The following is a 16,057-nucleotide window of genomic DNA, read 5'->3' as shown; positions in this document are numbered from 1 at the left end:
TGATCTTGCCTAAACTAGTCTACACTTTAGGAAATGGATGATGTCTGTATCAAGCTAGAAAGGCGATTTAAATCTTGTAGGACAGTAGCAGCAGATTGGTAGCGATCGCTAAAATGATAACGCACCATCTTATCTAAAATTAGTGCTAGTTCTTCGCTAACTGTGGCATGACTCCGCCACATCACATTTCCCGTTTCCGGGTCTGGTGGAAGTTCTTGGGGTAATATTCCCGTGAGTGCTTGAATCCCCATCATCCCCACAGCGTAAATATCACTAGCCAAACGGGGATGTCCTGCAAATTGTTCTGGTGGTGCATAACCGCGTGTCCCGATGGCTACCGTAGCTAATTCTGTTTTTTGATCAGTTGGTGGCTGCATCAACTTGACTGCACCAAAATCGATTAATACTAAGCGATTATCTTCCGCCGACCTAATAATATTAGTTGGTTTGACATCCCGATGAATTACCCGATGTTCGTGTACAAATGCCAAAACCTCTAAAACTCCTTTGAGCATTTCTATAACAAAAGCTTCACTCTGTAAACCTGTGACAGGTGGTAATTCCTCATACAAAGTATGCCCAGCAATATACTGTTCTACTAAATAAAATTCTTCATTCACTTCAAAATAAGCCAGCAGCGCCGGAATTTGCTGATGCTGACCCAAAGATTCTAAAATCTCTGCTTCTGTAATGAACAAACGCCGTGCTACTTGCAAAAACTTTGTATCCTTGCGTGCTGGCATTAACTTTTTTACCACACAAGTAGGATTCCCTGGTCTTTGAGTATCTTGTGCTAGATATGTACGACCGAATCCACCAGCACCCAGTACACTGGAAATGGAATAACGACCACCCAATAATAAATCATCAGCTTTTTTTCTGGGTGTGACCACAACAGAATCATGGTGAGAGTGTTGGTCATAGAACGCTGTAGTATCTGCTATTGCTGTTGCTTCGTTCAAGAGGATGTTTAACTGCTCAATTACCTCTTGTTGTTTCTCCACTTGCAACATGATTACCTTAGTTTGTTGCTGAGTGCGGTAAGTCCTATAAATTATCACACTCACTCCACTCATAACTAAAGTTAAAGCTGGTGGAATTAAAGGTATCCACCCAGCGTCCAGAAATAAACCAGCGCAAATTATTACTAAACCCGTTAAGGCTATACCTAAAACTACGACGACTAGTAAAGGATGCTTGAGCCGCCACGCCAAAATGCTACCTACTAATGACCAAGCCCACAGCCAAACCAATTCAGCCCAGTCAGGCCAGTACCAAATCAGAGGTCGTCCATCTAATACTGTACTCAGTAGCTGACTAGCGATTTGTGTATGTATAAAAACTGATGGGGTTCTGGTTGGTTGCCCTTTTGCGGCACTATAAGGTGTATATAAACCTGGATGAATACTAGATGCAGTGGTGCCAATAATTACCAAACGGTCTTTGACTAAGTTAGGGTTAACTTGGTTGTTTAAAACTTCTGTCAGGGTGAATGTTGGCGCTAAATGATTAGGATGACGATAATTGAGTAATATTTGATAACCTTTAGCATCCACACCTTTGTAACTACCGGAATTAGGTGTCAGGATGGGAAAGGCGGTTTTACCAAGATGAAATTGGTGTTTTTCAAAATCGACGTGAATACCTGTTTGTTCTAGGTATGTAATTGCGGCTAAAGCTGCAATTGAGAATTGTGTCGCACATTTACTATCATTGGCTTCAGAAAACACCAAAGCACGGCGAACAACTTGGTCTTCCTCAATATCAGAAATCACATCGTTATAGCCGATATTCTCCGGCGGGAAATTTGGCGGTGGTGGTACTTCTGACCTACCCATACTGCTTGATAAGCAGGCGCTGATAATATTGGTGGGATTTTCCAGCCCTGCCCCTAGATTTGTCTGCTCTGGTCGGTATAGATTGAGAGCAATGACACGGGGTTGATAGGATGCGAGTTTAGTTAACAGTCGATTGATGGTATCATCAGCTAAATTCCAACCTTTTTTTGCTAGATCCTCTTCAGTAACTGTGACTAGTAAAATTCGTGAGTCAGGTGGTTCAGCAGGACGCGATCGCAACATCTGATCATAAGCTTTTAATTCCCAAGACTGTAACCATTTCAGTTCCCTAACTCCCCACACCAAAGCCGTGACTCCCAAACTAGTGACTAAAATTATTTGCCACCAGTTCTTGTTAACAGCAGTGTCACGGTAACTTTTATCCTTAATGAAAGCAGCGCGGAGTTTGTTTGATATTCCAATAATCACAGGATTGGGGCAGTAGCCAAAATTTTGTTACAAGCTGACCAACTAGAGCTTTCTTTAATTTAGCAATTTACTGGCTACAGGCGATCGATAGTCATTAGTTATTCATCTACCTACGCCCCTTCATCTTCTTCAACCAAATTAGAAACTGGGGAGGGTAAATTTAACTGAGGTTCTTCGAGTGAAGCATTAATGGTTACATCGGTGAAATAGTAGCCAATAATCTTGTCATAGTTGGAAGCAACAGCCAAGAAGGCCCCACCAAGGATGTAAATGGGTAATGGTAGGGCAAATCCTTTCACCCAATCAAATAACTCTGCTAGGGCAAACAAAAACACAAAACAAGCAAGCCAAACCCTCATTCTTCCATCCTCCCTGCAAGCATCTCTACTAATAGGGTAAATAGCCTGCATGATACTTGATGTTCAATTTAACCACAACTCTTAGAAAATGGTTTCAAAATTATCCGAGAGAATCGATATTATTTAACAATTACTGACTGTTGACAAGTCAACAACGGTTGAGCCGATCGCAATACTGCATCCAATAAACCAGGAAACAAAGCCTCTAGGTCTTCATACCGCAGTCTATTGATGTGCTGTGTCCCTTCTTTACGGGTCAGAACTACTCCTGATTCTCGCAAAATCTTGAAGTGGTTAGACATAGTGGATTTGGCGATCGCAAAATCAAACTCAGCACAACACTGCTCCCCCTTGCTTGCTAACAACCGCACAATCTCCAATCGTGCTGGATCACCTAAGGCATACAGCACTCCTGGTAAAGAAATATCTTTTCGGTCTGGATGATACAGAAATCTCATAGTTGCATTATCTCTGAAAATGAATTATATTTTCATTATTCGATAATATCGAATAAACGAATTAAGGGGCAAGTAATATGTCATCCATTACAAATGTTACAGAAGCCACATTCAAGCAAGAAGTTCTGGATAGCAACGTTCCAGTTCTCGTGGACTTTTGGGCCCCTTGGTGCGGCCCTTGTCGGATGGTAGCGCCGGTTGTGGATGAAGTGGCTAGCGAATACGAAGGACTAGTGAAAGTGGTAAAACTGAATACAGATCAAAATCCCACTGTTGCCAGTCATTACGGAATTCGTAGCATTCCTACACTAATGGTGTTTAAGGGAGGAAGGCAAGTTAATACAGTAGTAGGCGCTGTTTCTAAGACCACATTGACTAAGACTTTAACACAGCATATTCAAGAAGCGTAACCCGCATTTATCACAAGCTTCAGGTGTTTGATGAAGCAGAGAGGCAAAGGGGAAATAACCTGTATAAGAACTCTCCTCTGCTCCCTGCTTCTATCTTCCCAGTATCCACACCCCAATTACGAGAAACTGAGATTATGTCTACCAACATCAACCTATTCTCTTCCTACCAATTAGGAGAACTAAAATTACCTAACCGGATAGTGATGGCTCCCTTAACCAGACAAAGAGCTGGTGAGGGCAATGTACCACATCAACTTAATGCTATCTACTATGGTCAACGCGCTTCAGCAGGATTAATTATTGCCGAAGCCACCCAAGTGACACCCCAAGGACAAGGATATCCCCATACACCAGGCATTCATTCCCCAGAACAAGTAGCAGGGTGGAAACTAGTAACTGATACTGTACATCAGCAAGGTGGCAGAATTTTTCTGCAACTGTGGCACGTCGGCAGAATATCTCATCCTGACTTGCAACCAGATGGAGAATTACCTGTAGCACCTTCAGCCATTGCGCCTAAAGGTGAGGTGTTAACTTATGAAGGCAAGAAACCCTATGTTACGCCTCGCGCTTTGGAGACATCAGAAATTCCCGGCATTGTTGAACAATATCGCCAAGGGGCAGCAAACGCCCTAGCGGCCGGGTTTGATGGTGTAGAAATTCATGCTGCGAATGGTTATTTAATTGACCAGTTTCTCAGGGATGGGACGAATCAACGTACAGACGAGTATGGGGGTGCGATTGAGAATCGCGCCCGACTTTTATTAGAAGTAACCGAGGCGGTAACAAGTGTGTGGGATTCCCAACGGGTAGGAGTCAGACTATCGCCTAGTGGGACATTTAACGATATCCGTGACTCTCATCCTTTAGAAACCTTTGGTTACGTAGCTCAAGCATTAAACCGCTTCAATCTGTCCTATTTACATATCTTTGAAGCTATAGACGCAGACATCAGACATGGTGGCACAATTGTACCTACTAGCCATCTACGCGATCGCTTTACAGGTACACTCATTGTTAATGGTGGTTATACCCGTGAAAAAGGCGATACTGTCATAGCCAACAAAGCAGCAGATTTAGTTGCCTTTGGGACGCTGTTTATCTCCAATCCTGATTTACCTGAACGCCTAGAGGTGAACGCACCACTCAATCAGGCAGACCCCACAACCTTTTATGGTGGTGGTGAAAAAGGCTATACAGATTATCCATTTTTAGAAGTTGCTAGCAAATAGCGATTAATTCTTGTACTCTACTGGCAGGTAAACTTTTACTGCGCTGCGCTTTTCAGTTGTCAGTTATTTTTCATAGCATCATCAATCATACGGGAGAATCTCATGAGTACCATCACCCAAATTCAACCGCTAGATGTACCCAGCGCTATAGTTCAACGTCGCTCGATTAAAACTTTTAAAACAGACCCCATTGCCCCAGAATTACTCAAACAACTAGTAGACTTGACTGTAGCCGCACCCAGTAGCTTTAACATTCAAGATTGGCGAATTATTTTAGTTCAAGATGAGGCGCAAAAAGCAGCCCTTTCTGCCGCCTCTTGGAACCAAAAACAAATTATCGAAGCACCTGTAACTTTTGTTTTCGCTGCCGATTCCAGCGTCGGCGAAGGAGACTTAACCCCGGTTTTTGAAACAGCGTTAGCCACTGGGGCTTGGAATGAAGGGACTGTGAATTATTTTAAAAATGCTATTCCCCAATTTCAAGCAGGACTGGGAGATAAGCGCCGGGAATATGCGATTAAAGATGCCATTATTGCTGCTACCCATTTGGTATTAGCAGCAGAAAGTTTAGGCTTATCCACCTGCTTTATGAACGGCTGGATTGAAGACCAAGTGAAAGAAGTAATTGGTGCGGCGGATAATCCTGATTTAGCGATCGCTGTTTTAGTTCCTGTAGGCTATGCAGCAGAACCACGTTTAAATCCAGGTCGTCTGCCATTGTCTAACAATGTCTCTGTAGACAGAATTGATAATCCCTATGTAGGTTAGGGAGTAGGGAGGGGGAAAATTTTTGTGAGTACGTCCTGACGAATACAGACACAAGGCAAAAGCAAATGCTATTTGAGGCTTATAGGAGTCCGATTTGATTATTGTTGGCGTAGCCTGTGCTGGCGCATCAAAATCTAAGTATCTGTAGGTAAGGCCACTGGCGTTATCGGGGAACCCGTAAGGGCGCAGTGGCTCCCCTACTTAAGATTTTAGAAATCAAGTATGAATCCTATATATACTGGCTAAAAATTTTTGACTTTTAGAAAAATTCAACCCATGCCAACAACAGCTTTAATAGTAGGAGCAGGTAGTGGACTTAGCGCTTCCATTGCTCGCCTGTTTGCCAAAGAAGGATTTAAAGTAGCTTTAGCGGCTCGACAAATAGATAAACTAGAGCAGTTGAGTAGTGAAATTGACGCAGTTAGTTTTGTTGCGGATGCAGTCAAACCAGATGAGGTAAAGCAGTTATTTATTGATGTTGATCATAAGTTAGGTTCCCCTGGTGTGGTTGTTTATAATCCCAGTTGGCGAGTGCGGGGATCTTTAATTGATCTAGACCCTGCTGATGTGGCGAAAACTTTAGAAGTTTCGGCTTACGGAGGCTTTCTAGTAGCCCAAGAAGCAGCCAAAAGAATGTTACAGCAGGGTAGTGGTGCTATTTTCTTTACCGGAGCTTCAGCTAGTGTCAAAGGTTATCCCCAGTCGGCACCCTTTGCAATGGGTAAGTTTGCCCTGCGTGGTTTAGCCCAGAGTATTGCCAGAGAACTTGCACCTAAGAATATTCATGTAGCTCATTTTGTCATCGATGGGGCAATTCGCTCTAGTCAGCGCCAAGATCCAGCAGACAATCCTGATAGTACCCTAGACCCAGATGCGATCGCTCAAACCTATCTCAACATTCTCCGCCAACCCCGTAGCGCTTGGACATGGGAAGTAGAGCTACGTCCTTGGGTTGAGCGTTTCTAAAAGTTGATTACGCGAGCGCGTGTCAGTGGTTATACCAATTCACTGAATTCAAGTAAAACCCAGATAGCATCTGATTTTTTAAATTTTGAATTTTGAATTGGTATGAGTTGCTGTATCCTCAAACTGTTGCGTAAGTTGTAATGTTATATGTCTTCTAGCCACAAACTGCGGCAGTTACTTGCAAATCCTGAAATTATTGTAATTCCTGGTATCTACGATTGCCTGAGTGCCAAACTGGCTGAAAATATCGGTTTTGATGTCGTGGCTACCAGTGGTTTTGGTATTGCTGCATCTACTTTGGGTTTGCCAGATTACGGTTTTCTCACAGCTACGGAAGCGCTCTACAGTGTGGGGCGTATTGCTCAGTCTGTGAGTGTTCCCCTCATTGCCGATTTAGATACTGGCTATGGCAATGCTTTAAATGTGATGCGGACTATCAAGGATGCTGTGCAGTTGGGCGTGGCGGGCGTATTGTTAGAAGACCAAGAATGGCCGAAAAAGTGCGGACATTTTGAAGGGAAGCGAGTTATACCCACATCTGAACACGCTGGCAAAATTCGTGCAGCAGTAGAGGCGCGGGGTGACAGTGGTTTAGTCATTATTGCTCGTACCGATGCCCGTGGTCCATTGGGTTTAGAGGAAGCGATCGCCCGTGGTCATGCTTACATTGAGGCAGGCGCAGATATACTATTTGTGGAAGCTCCCCAGTCTGTGGCAGAATTGAAAGCGATCGCTTCAGCTTTCCCCCACACACCCCTAGTAGCCAATATCGTTGAAGGCGGCAAAACTCCCCCACTATCCGCATCAGAACTACAAGATTTAGGCTTTAAAATCGTGTTTTTCCCCCTTACTGGTTTATTGGCAGTAACGCAAACTTTAACAGCTTGCTTAAGTCATATCAAAGAACAGGGAACCACAGCTAATTTTACTGACATAGTGAACTTTCAAGATTTTCAAGCCCTTGTCGGCGTTCCCCAATTTCTGCAAATGGAACAAAAGTTTAAATCCTAAGTCAAATAATTATCATTTCCCGACTATGGCAAGATTAGCTAGAATCAGCATCTTGCCTGCAAGCTCAGAAGATTACCTTGAGTGGAGTAACATTCAAACAACAAAACCCAGCAGTATCGAGGTTTTGTGATTTTTTCCTATATCTGAAATAAAGCGTATTGCCTTATACCCTTATACCCCTATACCCTTACACCCCTTTTACCCACTATCTATTTTCAATTTTCCTTCTAAATTGTGGGTACTCTATTAAATAAGCCTTATTTTTAGGTCTTTCTGATAAATTTAACTTACCGTGACACTTTCAGAGTACAGCGTCCGTCCATTTTATGTAAGGTATCTATTAAAGTTATAAATTTGACCAAAAACTTCCCTGATAATTCCAGCATGAGCATGAAATAGCGAATATCAATTATGTATCCGAAAAATTTTTTATGCTTTTAAAACTAGCCAAAAAAAATACTATCCTTCGCTGCTTTAGTTATGTATGTATTACTTTAGCCTCTTTAATTGCAGTCCCCAGTACAAATACTAGTGCCTCAACTCAAGTAGCAGGTAATTCTCAAATTCCACAAAAACCTATAGCCATTCCTATTCCAACTCTTAGTACTAACTTGATTTGGCCTACGCAAGGATATATTTCCCAAGGCTTTCGCAAATATCAACATGAAGGAATTGATATTGCCGGCCCATCTGGAACACCCATTTTCGCGGCGGCGACTGGGAAAGTGGTTAAAGCCGGATGGGATGAATGGGGACTAGGTAATGCTATCGAAATTAAACATCCCAATGGTAGCGTCACTGTTTACGGACATAATCGCCGTTTGTTAGCCAGCAAAGGTCAACAAGTGAGACAAGGACAAATCATCGCGGAAATGGGGTCTACAGGTAATAGTACTGCACCACATTTACACTTTGAATATTATCCCAATGGGAAAGTAGCGGTTAACCCAATGACTGTTTTAGCATCTGCTACCGCCAACAAAATTCCCTCACAACCTGTTGCTAGTAATACTGCTAAAGTTAATCAAATCAGGCGAGTACGGGAAAATCCCCCAAGCAAACCTGAAAATAATTCTTCCCCTACTCCCTCCATCCCCATCCCCATAGAACAGCCAGTTTCACCCGCACAAAACATTCCCGTAGCCTTTGCACCAATAGTTACTGATACGGGATGCAGTGGTTTAACGCTGCTTGAAGGTGAGACAAAAAACATAGTAGTCCGAGTCTGCAACGAAAATGGGCAATTGTTTTATATTGGTGAGTTGAAACAAAATCCAACCCAACCCGTCAAAATACCAGCTTGGAGTATTGGTAAAGATAGATATCAGGCAGATAATGGTAGTTTCTCTTACGTAGTTAGTCCGGAACAAGTGGAAATTTGGCGTAATGGTAGTCAGATACGTACCGATAGTTTTTATACTTCTAATAAATAAAAACATTCTGGTTAACTATGAGTAAAAAGATGAGTATTTGCTGATATTTCTTTAAATTTGATCAATGATAAAAAACGTGCCGACAATTGTTTTTATAAATTTTCTTACTTTTTGCTGATACATAAAGGGAAAAGACTTTATGATCAGTAGTATAAAGTACACAAATCTGGTATTTATTCTCATCTTTTAGCTGTTAGTCATAAGGTGTTCACCAATGGAATTTATTGCTTATTCCTCTATGGTCATTGCTAACCAAGAGGCAAATGGTCAGACTGAATATCTCGAATATGAACTACCAAAGTTTGATTTTAGCTGGGGCAAATTGCTCAAGTCTTCCGCTTGGCTGTCTGTAGCTGGCTTGATGGTATTGTTTACAGCCTTAACTCAAGTTAATGGTGCTTTGGCAGCATACGTGCGTACTAACGGCAGTTGTCTAAATGTGCGTACCTCTCCTAGCACCAATGCCAAAGTCGTAGACTGTATCCCTAACGGAACTCAAATCAATTCCACTGGTAACGTCAACGGTTTTGCTCGCCTATCTGGTAACAGATACGTAGCAGCTAGATGGGTGAGTGGAATGTCTGGCGGCCGTCCAACTCAACCCGGCCCTGGTGTTGGTGGAACTGTAACACTGCGCCTTGGTTCTCGTGGACAAGCAGTTTCCGCAGTGCAGAGAGCGATCGGTGTGGAACCCACAGGGTATTATGGTGCAGTAACAGCTCGGCGAGTGCGCGAGTTTCAAGCCAATAATGGCTTACGTGCAGATGGTATCGTCGGCCCAGAAACCCGCAACGCACTGTTTAGAGGGAACCAAAACCAACCACCAATCGGTGGCCCTGTAACACTAAGCTTTGGTTCTCGCGGTTCAGCAGTTTCCGAAGTACAGAGAGCGCTTGGTGTGGAACCCACAGGATATTATGGTACGGTAACAGTCCGCCGAGTGCGTGAGTTTCAAGCCAATAATGGTTTACGTGTAGATGGTGTAGTTGGGCCAGAAACTCGCAGCGCCTTATTAAGAAGTTAATAAAGTTAGCGAAAATCGTTGCCATTACCCCATAGTTTAGAAGCTGTGGGGTAAGTTTTTACCTAGACGAAACACTGCTATAGACAAGCACTGCGGGAATTTTAGCAATTTTGTCCTGACTGTTCACAAGCACCAATACTTACCCAAGTGCTAGAACCATCTTGCCAATGTTCTTTTTTCCAAATGGGGGCGTTATGTTTCAGAATATCAATTGCATAGCGACAAGCTTCAAAGGCCTCACTACGATGGGGACAACCAATAGCTACTAAAACGCTGATTTGTCCTACCTGCAAACGTCCAATACGATGATGAATTACTACCCGATTGACAGCAGGCCAAGCCGAGCGAATGTCTGCTGCTATTTGATAAAATACACGCAACGCCATTGGTTCATAAGCTTGATATTCTAAGGCAAGTACGGGTTTTCCGTCAGTTTGATTGCGAACCATTCCACTCATTACTACTACCGCACCGTTAGCAGAGTCATCGGCTAGAGCGTAAATTTCTTCTAGAGATAAAGGTGCGAAAGTGATAGCAAAACTATCTTCAATTTTGGGTTTAATTGCAACAATGGGTGTAGATGGCAGCACTGATTCCATAGTCATAAAATATCAATTGAATATATAATTATTTATTACTATTACTAATTAGCAATTATCCAAATCTACAAATAATATAAGCCGAGCAACAAGAATTAATTCTTATGCTGGACTGCATTAATTGTTTTTAATAGTTGGTTAGCAGTGTATGGCTTCGATAAAAATGCTTGGATACCCATATTATAAGCTGCGTTGACTTTATCATGAGCAGCCAAGCCACTAACAGCAATTATTTTTACAAGAGGATTAATTTTTTGTAATGTCCGAATAGTTGTTAAGCCATCCATAGAGGGCATTACCATATCCGTCAACACTAAAGAGATTTCGTCTTGGCGTTCTGCATATAAGGCGATCGCCTCAATTCCATCACTAGCTGTAATTGCTTTATAATTATAAGACTCTAGAGATGTTTTCGTAATATCTCTAATAGCAGCTTCATCATCAACAACTAAGATTAACTCTCCATTTCCTGGAGATAATTCTAGCGCTGCTTCTTCTAAAAGCTCTTTGGTATCCTGAGCAGGTAGATACACTTTAAACTGGCTGCCTTCCCCCTCTTCTGTATATACATTAATAAAACCGCCGTGACTTTTAATAATGCCAAGTACGGTTGAAAGTCCTAATCCTGTGCCTTTACCCAATTCTTTCGTGGTAAAGAATGGCTCAAATATCCGATCTAGTATGTCTGAGGAAATACCAATTCCCGTATCAGTAACTGTAACTACTACATAGGGGCCAACTTTGGCATCTATATTCATTCTGGCATAATTTTCGTCTATCAAGAAGTTTTCCGCCGTGATTTTCAAAGTACCACCCTTGGGCATAGCATCACGGGCATTAACACACAAGTTCATCAGTACTTGATGTAATTGGGTAGCATCACCAGAAACAGTCCAAAGATTCTGGGAAATGTGCGCCGCCAATTCAATTGATTTGGGAAACGTTTCTTTAATAATTTGCTGAATTTCTCCAACCAGGTGTTTTAATTGCAATAAGGTGCGTTCACCTTCAAGACCGCGAGTAAATGATAATACTTGTTTAACTAAGTTAGCCCCGCGCTTAGCGTTAGTAATCAATATTGGCAATAGTCGCTGAGAACGTTCATCTTTGATTTGTGACTCTAAAAGTTGTGCTGTCATCAAAATAGGAGCCAGAACATTATTGAGGTCATGGGCAATACCACTCGCTAGGGTGCCAATACTCTCTAATCGTTGAGCGCGAAGAAATTGAGCTTCTAGTTGCTTTTTTTGGGTGATTTCTGTGTTGACAACGAGTATACATTGGGATTTATTTCCAAACTCATGTACTAATGTCCAACGGCTTTCAACAATAATTTCTCTACCAGATTTTGTGGTTTGATATAATTCTCCCTTCCATGAACCTTTTTGCTGTAGTTCATTCAGCGATTTTTGCAATAAGGCTAAGTTTTTTTCTTGCCAGAGGTTTTGAATTTTATTGTTAATTGCTTCTGCTTTTTGCCAACCGTAAAGCCTTGCTGCTGCTTCGTTCCAGAATAAAACGTTCCCGTCCAAATCTTGTACAAAAATGGCATCATTGGCAATATCCAAAAGCGCCGCTTGTTCACGAATTTTTTTCTCTATTTGTTTACGCTCGATAGCATAGAGAATAGAACGTTCTAGGAGAGGTGCATTCAGTTGGTTCTTTTCTAGATAATCTACCGCTCCGGCTTTCATGGCTTCTATATCTATTTCTGCGTCTCCTTGACCTGTGAGCAAAATTATCGGAGAGGTGCAGCCATCGGCAATTGCTTCACGTAACAGTTCTAGTCCACTGCGGGAGCCTAAACGATAGTCTACTAAATATATATCATGCTGATTGTTGGCGATCGCTACTTTTGCCGCTTCATAATTATCTACCCATTCTAACTCGCAGTTAGCTACCCGAAATTCACTGAACCAATTACAAGTTAAGATGTAATCACTTTCACCATCATCAACCAATAGCACTCTGACTAAACTTTGGTTCATTCCTGTCTCCTGCGTCTCTTATTGGCAATTCCACAACTCCAAACCAGTATTTTCTACTGCCTTAAAAGTAACTGGCTAGATGAAGGAATTTATACCTAAATCTTAGGAATGATATATATATTCTTCTCTGCTTAGATATGCTCAGGAAAATCATCTGGATTAGATTTCGCAGATATTGACCAGCCATAGTTATTATTTTGATTATCATTATTATCAATGAAATCAATCACTGTTGCTTGACAAACCTTTACTCCGAAGGAGTTTATTGTATTTTTTATAACCAATAATCAAATAATTAACCCCAATAAATTAATGTACATAGTTTTACTATAAAGCTTATTTTGAGGTCTATTAGTAATCCCTCTTTAGGAAGAGAATTTTCCAAGAATCATTAAGCGACACCATAAAAATTAAAGCTTTCAGCCATTTTTAATCCTAATTTGTCAAGAAATTCTATCTCAGTGTCATAAAAATATACTTTATTATAGCCGCAAAAAGACGAAGGGATACCTGTAATAACAAGCACCCCAATCGCGGAAAATGAAAGCAGCACTACCAACCTTCATCAAAAACTAGCGAATTATCATGAGAAAATCTCTGCGTGTCTCGGCGCTAACCACAGCCTTACTCTGCGTTAAAGAAGCTAAATATTTCATATCCCCCTAAATCCACGCCACTGTCTACAACGGGGAATTAGGGGGATCAGTAAATGCTGACAATCACAACCAAGAACTTGTTAAACAATCTCCTAACGTTCAACGCTTAGAAGTGAATGGTTATATTTATTCTGTTTACTTAAACTCAGGAAAAATAAAACAAAAATAACCATCATTAGCACAAAAATATATTGTGTTCCGAGGAGTGTCATCACTATTGCCGATAAAATTGGTCCAGCCGTACATCCCGCACTATAAATGGAGGTAAATAAAGCACTGCCAGAGGACAATTCATCAACTGCCAGTCTTGACCCAATTAAAGCCAAGGATAGGGGAAAAATGGGACTCATTCCTACACCAGAAATAAAAGCTAAGAAAGGCGTGATATTGGGGTCGTCGATAAAAGATAAACCGATAACCGAAATAATCACGACAATCACACTATACTTTAATACTTTAATTTTACCTATGCGATCAGCTAAATGACTTACTGGAACTGTTGATATTAATCCTCCTAAAATAAATAGCCCGAAAATATAACCAATGCGCTCAACACCATAATTTTGTTCTAGTAAATAGAGAGGATAAAGAGATACTAATGTGGCGACACTAAAACCATAGGCAAAGGAACCATGTAAGGGTAGTTTCAGCTTTTTGATAATTTGGAAACGGGGGATTTGAAACTTAATTTCTTTTTCTGGTAGTCCTAAATATACGACAATAATGCCACTCAAAATTAATCCACTGCCTAAGAGGAATGTTGTTTTAGGAGAAGCATTATAAAAAGCTGCTCCCATGACTGGCCCGATGCCAAATCCTAAGCTAAAACATAAAGCATCTAACCCATTAACAATGCCCCGATTTTTATCATTACAGAAATAGTTGATAGCAGTTTGTCCAGAGATAAGATATAAACAACAAGCTAAACCCATCACGGCACGTATCAAAAACCAAGCAGACAATTGGGTTGTGAAGGGAAATAAAGGTGCAGTTATTCCCATGAGCAAAAACCCTAACATCATGGTTTTACGTAAACCTATCTTACTGAGAATTTTGGTAACTAATGGGGTGCCAATAGCAATGATAAAAAAGTAGAGTGTAGAGTTAGCACCAATGACAATATCATTGATGTTATTTTGTTTCATCAGAGTGGAAATAAATGGGTTAAATAACCCTAAAGACATTCCTGATAAAAATGCCACAATATAAAGGGCTGGCAGTCCAGGAGCAAAAGGAGAATCGATGGTTTTATTAGTCATAATTCCTTGTTAATATGTGTGGGTTATTGTGGCAAAAGCTAAATATGGAATGGACGGTAATAACAGTATTGGGATGGCAGGTTAAGACCTTGTAATTTCAAATTTTGTAGACGATATAAATAGGCTGCACCTTGCATGATATGGGTGGCTACATCAACAACTGTGCGATTTTCAGGCAATTCTAAATAGGAACCTCTCACCCATTCATTAAAGGAACCCATCGCGGGGCCACACCAGATTTGATAATCCATTTGGCGCTGCTCATCTCCACTAGTTGACCAACGAGAAGATAATCCTAAATACCAGCGAAAAATCAGAGCCATTTTACGTTTAGGGTTGTTATTAGCTCGTGCAATTTGTTCAGGATCTCGTTGGGAAAAATAAGCAACGGTTTCATCCCAAACTTGATCTAAATTTTTGCGGAAAATTTGTGTTTCTAGAGTTTGACGTATCTCTGGGGGAATCTCTTCAATTCCTCCATAAGTTTTATAAAAGTCATACAATTTTTGTGCGCGCATGGGGAACAAACTACCCCGTTTCAGTAGTTGTACCTTAACCCCCATTTCAAACATATCAGCGCAGGGTGCCATCACCATGTCAGCCATGCTTGCTTGGGCTAATAATTGTTTGGTACGGTCAGAGGTTCCAGCTTCTATGCAACTATGGTTGATCGAACCTGTGACAATGTAGCTAGCCCCCATCATAAAGGCAGCTAAAGCCGCTTCCGGTGTGCCAATGCCGCCAGCCGCACCTACTCTTACGGGATGTTCATAATGGTATTGCTGTTGAATTTCATCCCGCAGGGCGATAATGCTGGGTAGTAGACACACCAAGGAACGGTTATCAGTGTGTCCCCCTGAATCGGCTTCAACGGTAATATCATCTGCCAAGGGGACTTTTTCGGCTAAAGCAGCTTGTAACGGTGTAATATATCCCTGTTCTACTAGGGATTTGAGGAATTTTAGCGGGGCTGGTTGCAGAAATTTTTGAGCTACTTCAGAGCGAGAAATTTTGGCAATGACTTTATTGTGGGTTTGAATTTCTCCTTGAGAATTGAGGTGTAGCCCGGCTGCACGGTAGCGGACAATATGAGGGGTTAAATCCATGTAGGCGGAGGCTTCTACTGTTCTCACCCCATGTTTGAGGTAAAGTTCCACAGCCCCTTGCTCTAGAGCTTCTTCTGAGGGGCTATGAATCAAATTGAAGGCGTAAGGGCCAGTGGGTAGGGCTTGTTGAATTTGTAAGATGGCTTTTTCTACCCGTTGCGGTACTAATCCTGCTGAGCCAAAACTGGCTAAAAATCCCGCTTTTCCCAAGGTAATGACTAGGATTTCCGAGGCTATACCCCCCGCCATTGCACCAGCCGCATAAGCATAGTTAACTCCATGAAAGTCAAGAAAACTGCGATCGCCCAATTTTTGGGGTAAGATGGCATTCACCATCATTTGTGCTTGTATGCCTTCAATGGGTTGATGGGATATTCCTATTTGATTATTTTTTAAAAATACATAGCAAGGTTGATGCAAGTTCAGTAGTTTTTGTTGAATACTTGTATGATCGAAAGCAATAGAATCTGGTGGATTTAGGGTAGGGATGGATGTACCTTGAGTGAGCATTTTTGATAACC

At 41.6% G+C, this 16,057-nt stretch carries 14 protein-coding genes; 7 read left to right on the top strand and 7 right to left on the bottom strand.

What is annotated here, in order from left to right; genetic code table 11:
- Positions 1-26: 26 nt before the first annotated feature.
- The 3 genes from GSQ19_RS03590 to GSQ19_RS03580 all read right to left on the bottom strand — a co-directional run bounded on the left by GSQ19_RS03590 (position 27) and on the right by GSQ19_RS03580 (position 3,084).
- On the bottom strand, positions 27-2,267 hold the full coding sequence (locus tag GSQ19_RS03590; RefSeq protein ID WP_011321424.1) for a CHASE2 domain-containing serine/threonine-protein kinase: 2,241 nt from the start codon (positions 2,265-2,267) through the stop codon (positions 27-29).
- A 110-nt stretch (positions 2,268-2,377) separates the two neighbouring features.
- A complete protein-coding gene (locus tag GSQ19_RS03585) occupies positions 2,378-2,626 on the bottom strand; it encodes a hypothetical protein (protein WP_041456487.1) in 249 nt (82 codons plus the stop codon).
- A gap of 119 nt (positions 2,627-2,745) precedes the next feature.
- Positions 2,746-3,084 carry an ArsR/SmtB family transcription factor gene (locus GSQ19_RS03580; RefSeq protein WP_011321422.1) on the bottom strand — a complete coding sequence of 113 codons (339 nt, stop codon included), beginning with the start codon at positions 3,082-3,084 and terminating at the stop codon, positions 2,746-2,748.
- Positions 3,085-3,161: 77 nt separating this feature from the next.
- Between GSQ19_RS03580 and trxA the strand changes: the two genes are divergently transcribed.
- The 7 genes from trxA (at position 3,162) to GSQ19_RS03545 (ending at position 9,928) form a co-directional block, all read left to right on the top strand.
- Positions 3,162-3,494 (top strand): thioredoxin, encoded by a 333-nt coding sequence (gene trxA, locus GSQ19_RS03575; protein WP_010996030.1) that lies wholly within the window; start codon positions 3,162-3,164, stop codon positions 3,492-3,494.
- 134 nt (positions 3,495-3,628) lie between these two features.
- Positions 3,629-4,726, top strand: coding sequence for an alkene reductase (locus GSQ19_RS03570; protein WP_011321421.1), 1,098 nt, complete (start codon positions 3,629-3,631; stop codon positions 4,724-4,726).
- Between the two features lie 102 nt (positions 4,727-4,828).
- A complete protein-coding gene (locus GSQ19_RS03565) occupies positions 4,829-5,494 on the top strand; it encodes a nitroreductase family protein (RefSeq protein ID WP_011321420.1) in 666 nt (221 codons plus the stop codon).
- A gap of 252 nt (positions 5,495-5,746) precedes the next feature.
- Positions 5,747-6,460, top strand: coding sequence for an SDR family NAD(P)-dependent oxidoreductase (locus GSQ19_RS03560; protein ID WP_224311698.1), 714 nt, complete (start codon positions 5,747-5,749; stop codon positions 6,458-6,460).
- 147 nt (positions 6,461-6,607) lie between these two features.
- Positions 6,608-7,471 (top strand): isocitrate lyase/PEP mutase family protein, encoded by an 864-nt coding sequence (locus GSQ19_RS03555; RefSeq protein ID WP_011321418.1) that lies wholly within the window; start codon positions 6,608-6,610, stop codon positions 7,469-7,471.
- Positions 7,472-7,902: 431 nt separating this feature from the next.
- Positions 7,903-8,904, top strand: a complete 1,002-nt coding sequence (locus GSQ19_RS03550; protein WP_011321417.1) for a M23 family metallopeptidase — start codon at positions 7,903-7,905, stop codon at positions 8,902-8,904.
- Positions 8,905-9,118: 214 nt separating this feature from the next.
- Positions 9,119-9,928, top strand: a complete 810-nt coding sequence (locus tag GSQ19_RS03545; protein ID WP_011321416.1) for a peptidoglycan-binding protein — start codon at positions 9,119-9,121, stop codon at positions 9,926-9,928.
- 101 nt (positions 9,929-10,029) lie between these two features.
- On the opposite strand, the gene GSQ19_RS03540 is transcribed toward GSQ19_RS03545, so the two are convergent.
- The 4 genes from GSQ19_RS03540 to GSQ19_RS03525 all read right to left on the bottom strand — a co-directional run bounded on the left by GSQ19_RS03540 (position 10,030) and on the right by GSQ19_RS03525 (position 16,046).
- On the bottom strand, positions 10,030-10,527 hold the full coding sequence (locus GSQ19_RS03540; protein WP_104010064.1) for a molybdenum cofactor biosynthesis protein MoaE: 498 nt from the start codon (positions 10,525-10,527) through the stop codon (positions 10,030-10,032).
- 95 nt (positions 10,528-10,622) lie between these two features.
- On the bottom strand, positions 10,623-12,515 hold the full coding sequence (locus GSQ19_RS03535; RefSeq protein WP_011321414.1) for a hybrid sensor histidine kinase/response regulator: 1,893 nt from the start codon (positions 12,513-12,515) through the stop codon (positions 10,623-10,625).
- A gap of 748 nt (positions 12,516-13,263) precedes the next feature.
- Positions 13,264-14,430: an MFS transporter gene (locus GSQ19_RS03530; RefSeq protein WP_011321413.1), complete on the bottom strand. Its 1,167-nt coding sequence runs from the start codon at positions 14,428-14,430 to the stop codon at positions 13,264-13,266.
- Positions 14,431-14,468: 38 nt separating this feature from the next.
- Positions 14,469-16,046 carry a PfaD family polyunsaturated fatty acid/polyketide biosynthesis protein gene (locus GSQ19_RS03525; RefSeq protein WP_011321412.1) on the bottom strand — a complete coding sequence of 526 codons (1,578 nt, stop codon included), beginning with the start codon at positions 16,044-16,046 and terminating at the stop codon, positions 14,469-14,471.
- Positions 16,047-16,057 lie beyond the last annotated feature (11 nt).

The sequence above is a fragment of the Trichormus variabilis 0441 genome (genome assembly GCF_009856605.1).
Classification (GTDB): Bacteria; Cyanobacteriota; Cyanobacteriia; order Cyanobacteriales; family Nostocaceae; genus Trichormus; species Trichormus variabilis.
This window is presented reverse-complemented; position numbering and strand designations above follow the sequence as displayed.

Excerpts from the sequence above, each read along its gene's own strand:
- GSQ19_RS03525 (WP_011321412.1), bottom strand. The coding sequence starts at position 16,046 with ATGCTCACTCAAGGTACATCCATCCCTACCCTAAATCCACCAGATTCT.
- GSQ19_RS03570 (WP_011321421.1), top strand. The coding sequence starts at position 3,629 with ATGTCTACCAACATCAACCTATTCTCTTCCTACCAATTAGGAGAACTA.
- GSQ19_RS03555 (WP_011321418.1), top strand. The coding sequence starts at position 6,608 with ATGTCTTCTAGCCACAAACTGCGGCAGTTACTTGCAAATCCTGAAATT.
- GSQ19_RS03545 (WP_011321416.1), top strand. The coding sequence starts at position 9,119 with ATGGAATTTATTGCTTATTCCTCTATGGTCATTGCTAACCAAGAGGCA.
- GSQ19_RS03535 (WP_011321414.1), bottom strand. The coding sequence starts at position 12,515 with ATGAACCAAAGTTTAGTCAGAGTGCTATTGGTTGATGATGGTGAAAGT.
- GSQ19_RS03585 (WP_041456487.1), bottom strand. The coding sequence starts at position 2,626 with ATGAGGGTTTGGCTTGCTTGTTTTGTGTTTTTGTTTGCCCTAGCAGAG.
- GSQ19_RS03550 (WP_011321417.1), top strand. The coding sequence starts at position 7,903 with ATGCTTTTAAAACTAGCCAAAAAAAATACTATCCTTCGCTGCTTTAGT.
- trxA (WP_010996030.1), top strand. The coding sequence starts at position 3,162 with ATGTCATCCATTACAAATGTTACAGAAGCCACATTCAAGCAAGAAGTT.
- GSQ19_RS03540 (WP_104010064.1), bottom strand. The coding sequence starts at position 10,527 with ATGGAATCAGTGCTGCCATCTACACCCATTGTTGCAATTAAACCCAAA.
- GSQ19_RS03580 (WP_011321422.1), bottom strand. The coding sequence starts at position 3,084 with ATGAGATTTCTGTATCATCCAGACCGAAAAGATATTTCTTTACCAGGA.
- GSQ19_RS03530 (WP_011321413.1), bottom strand. The coding sequence starts at position 14,430 with ATGACTAATAAAACCATCGATTCTCCTTTTGCTCCTGGACTGCCAGCC.
- GSQ19_RS03565 (WP_011321420.1), top strand. The coding sequence starts at position 4,829 with ATGAGTACCATCACCCAAATTCAACCGCTAGATGTACCCAGCGCTATA.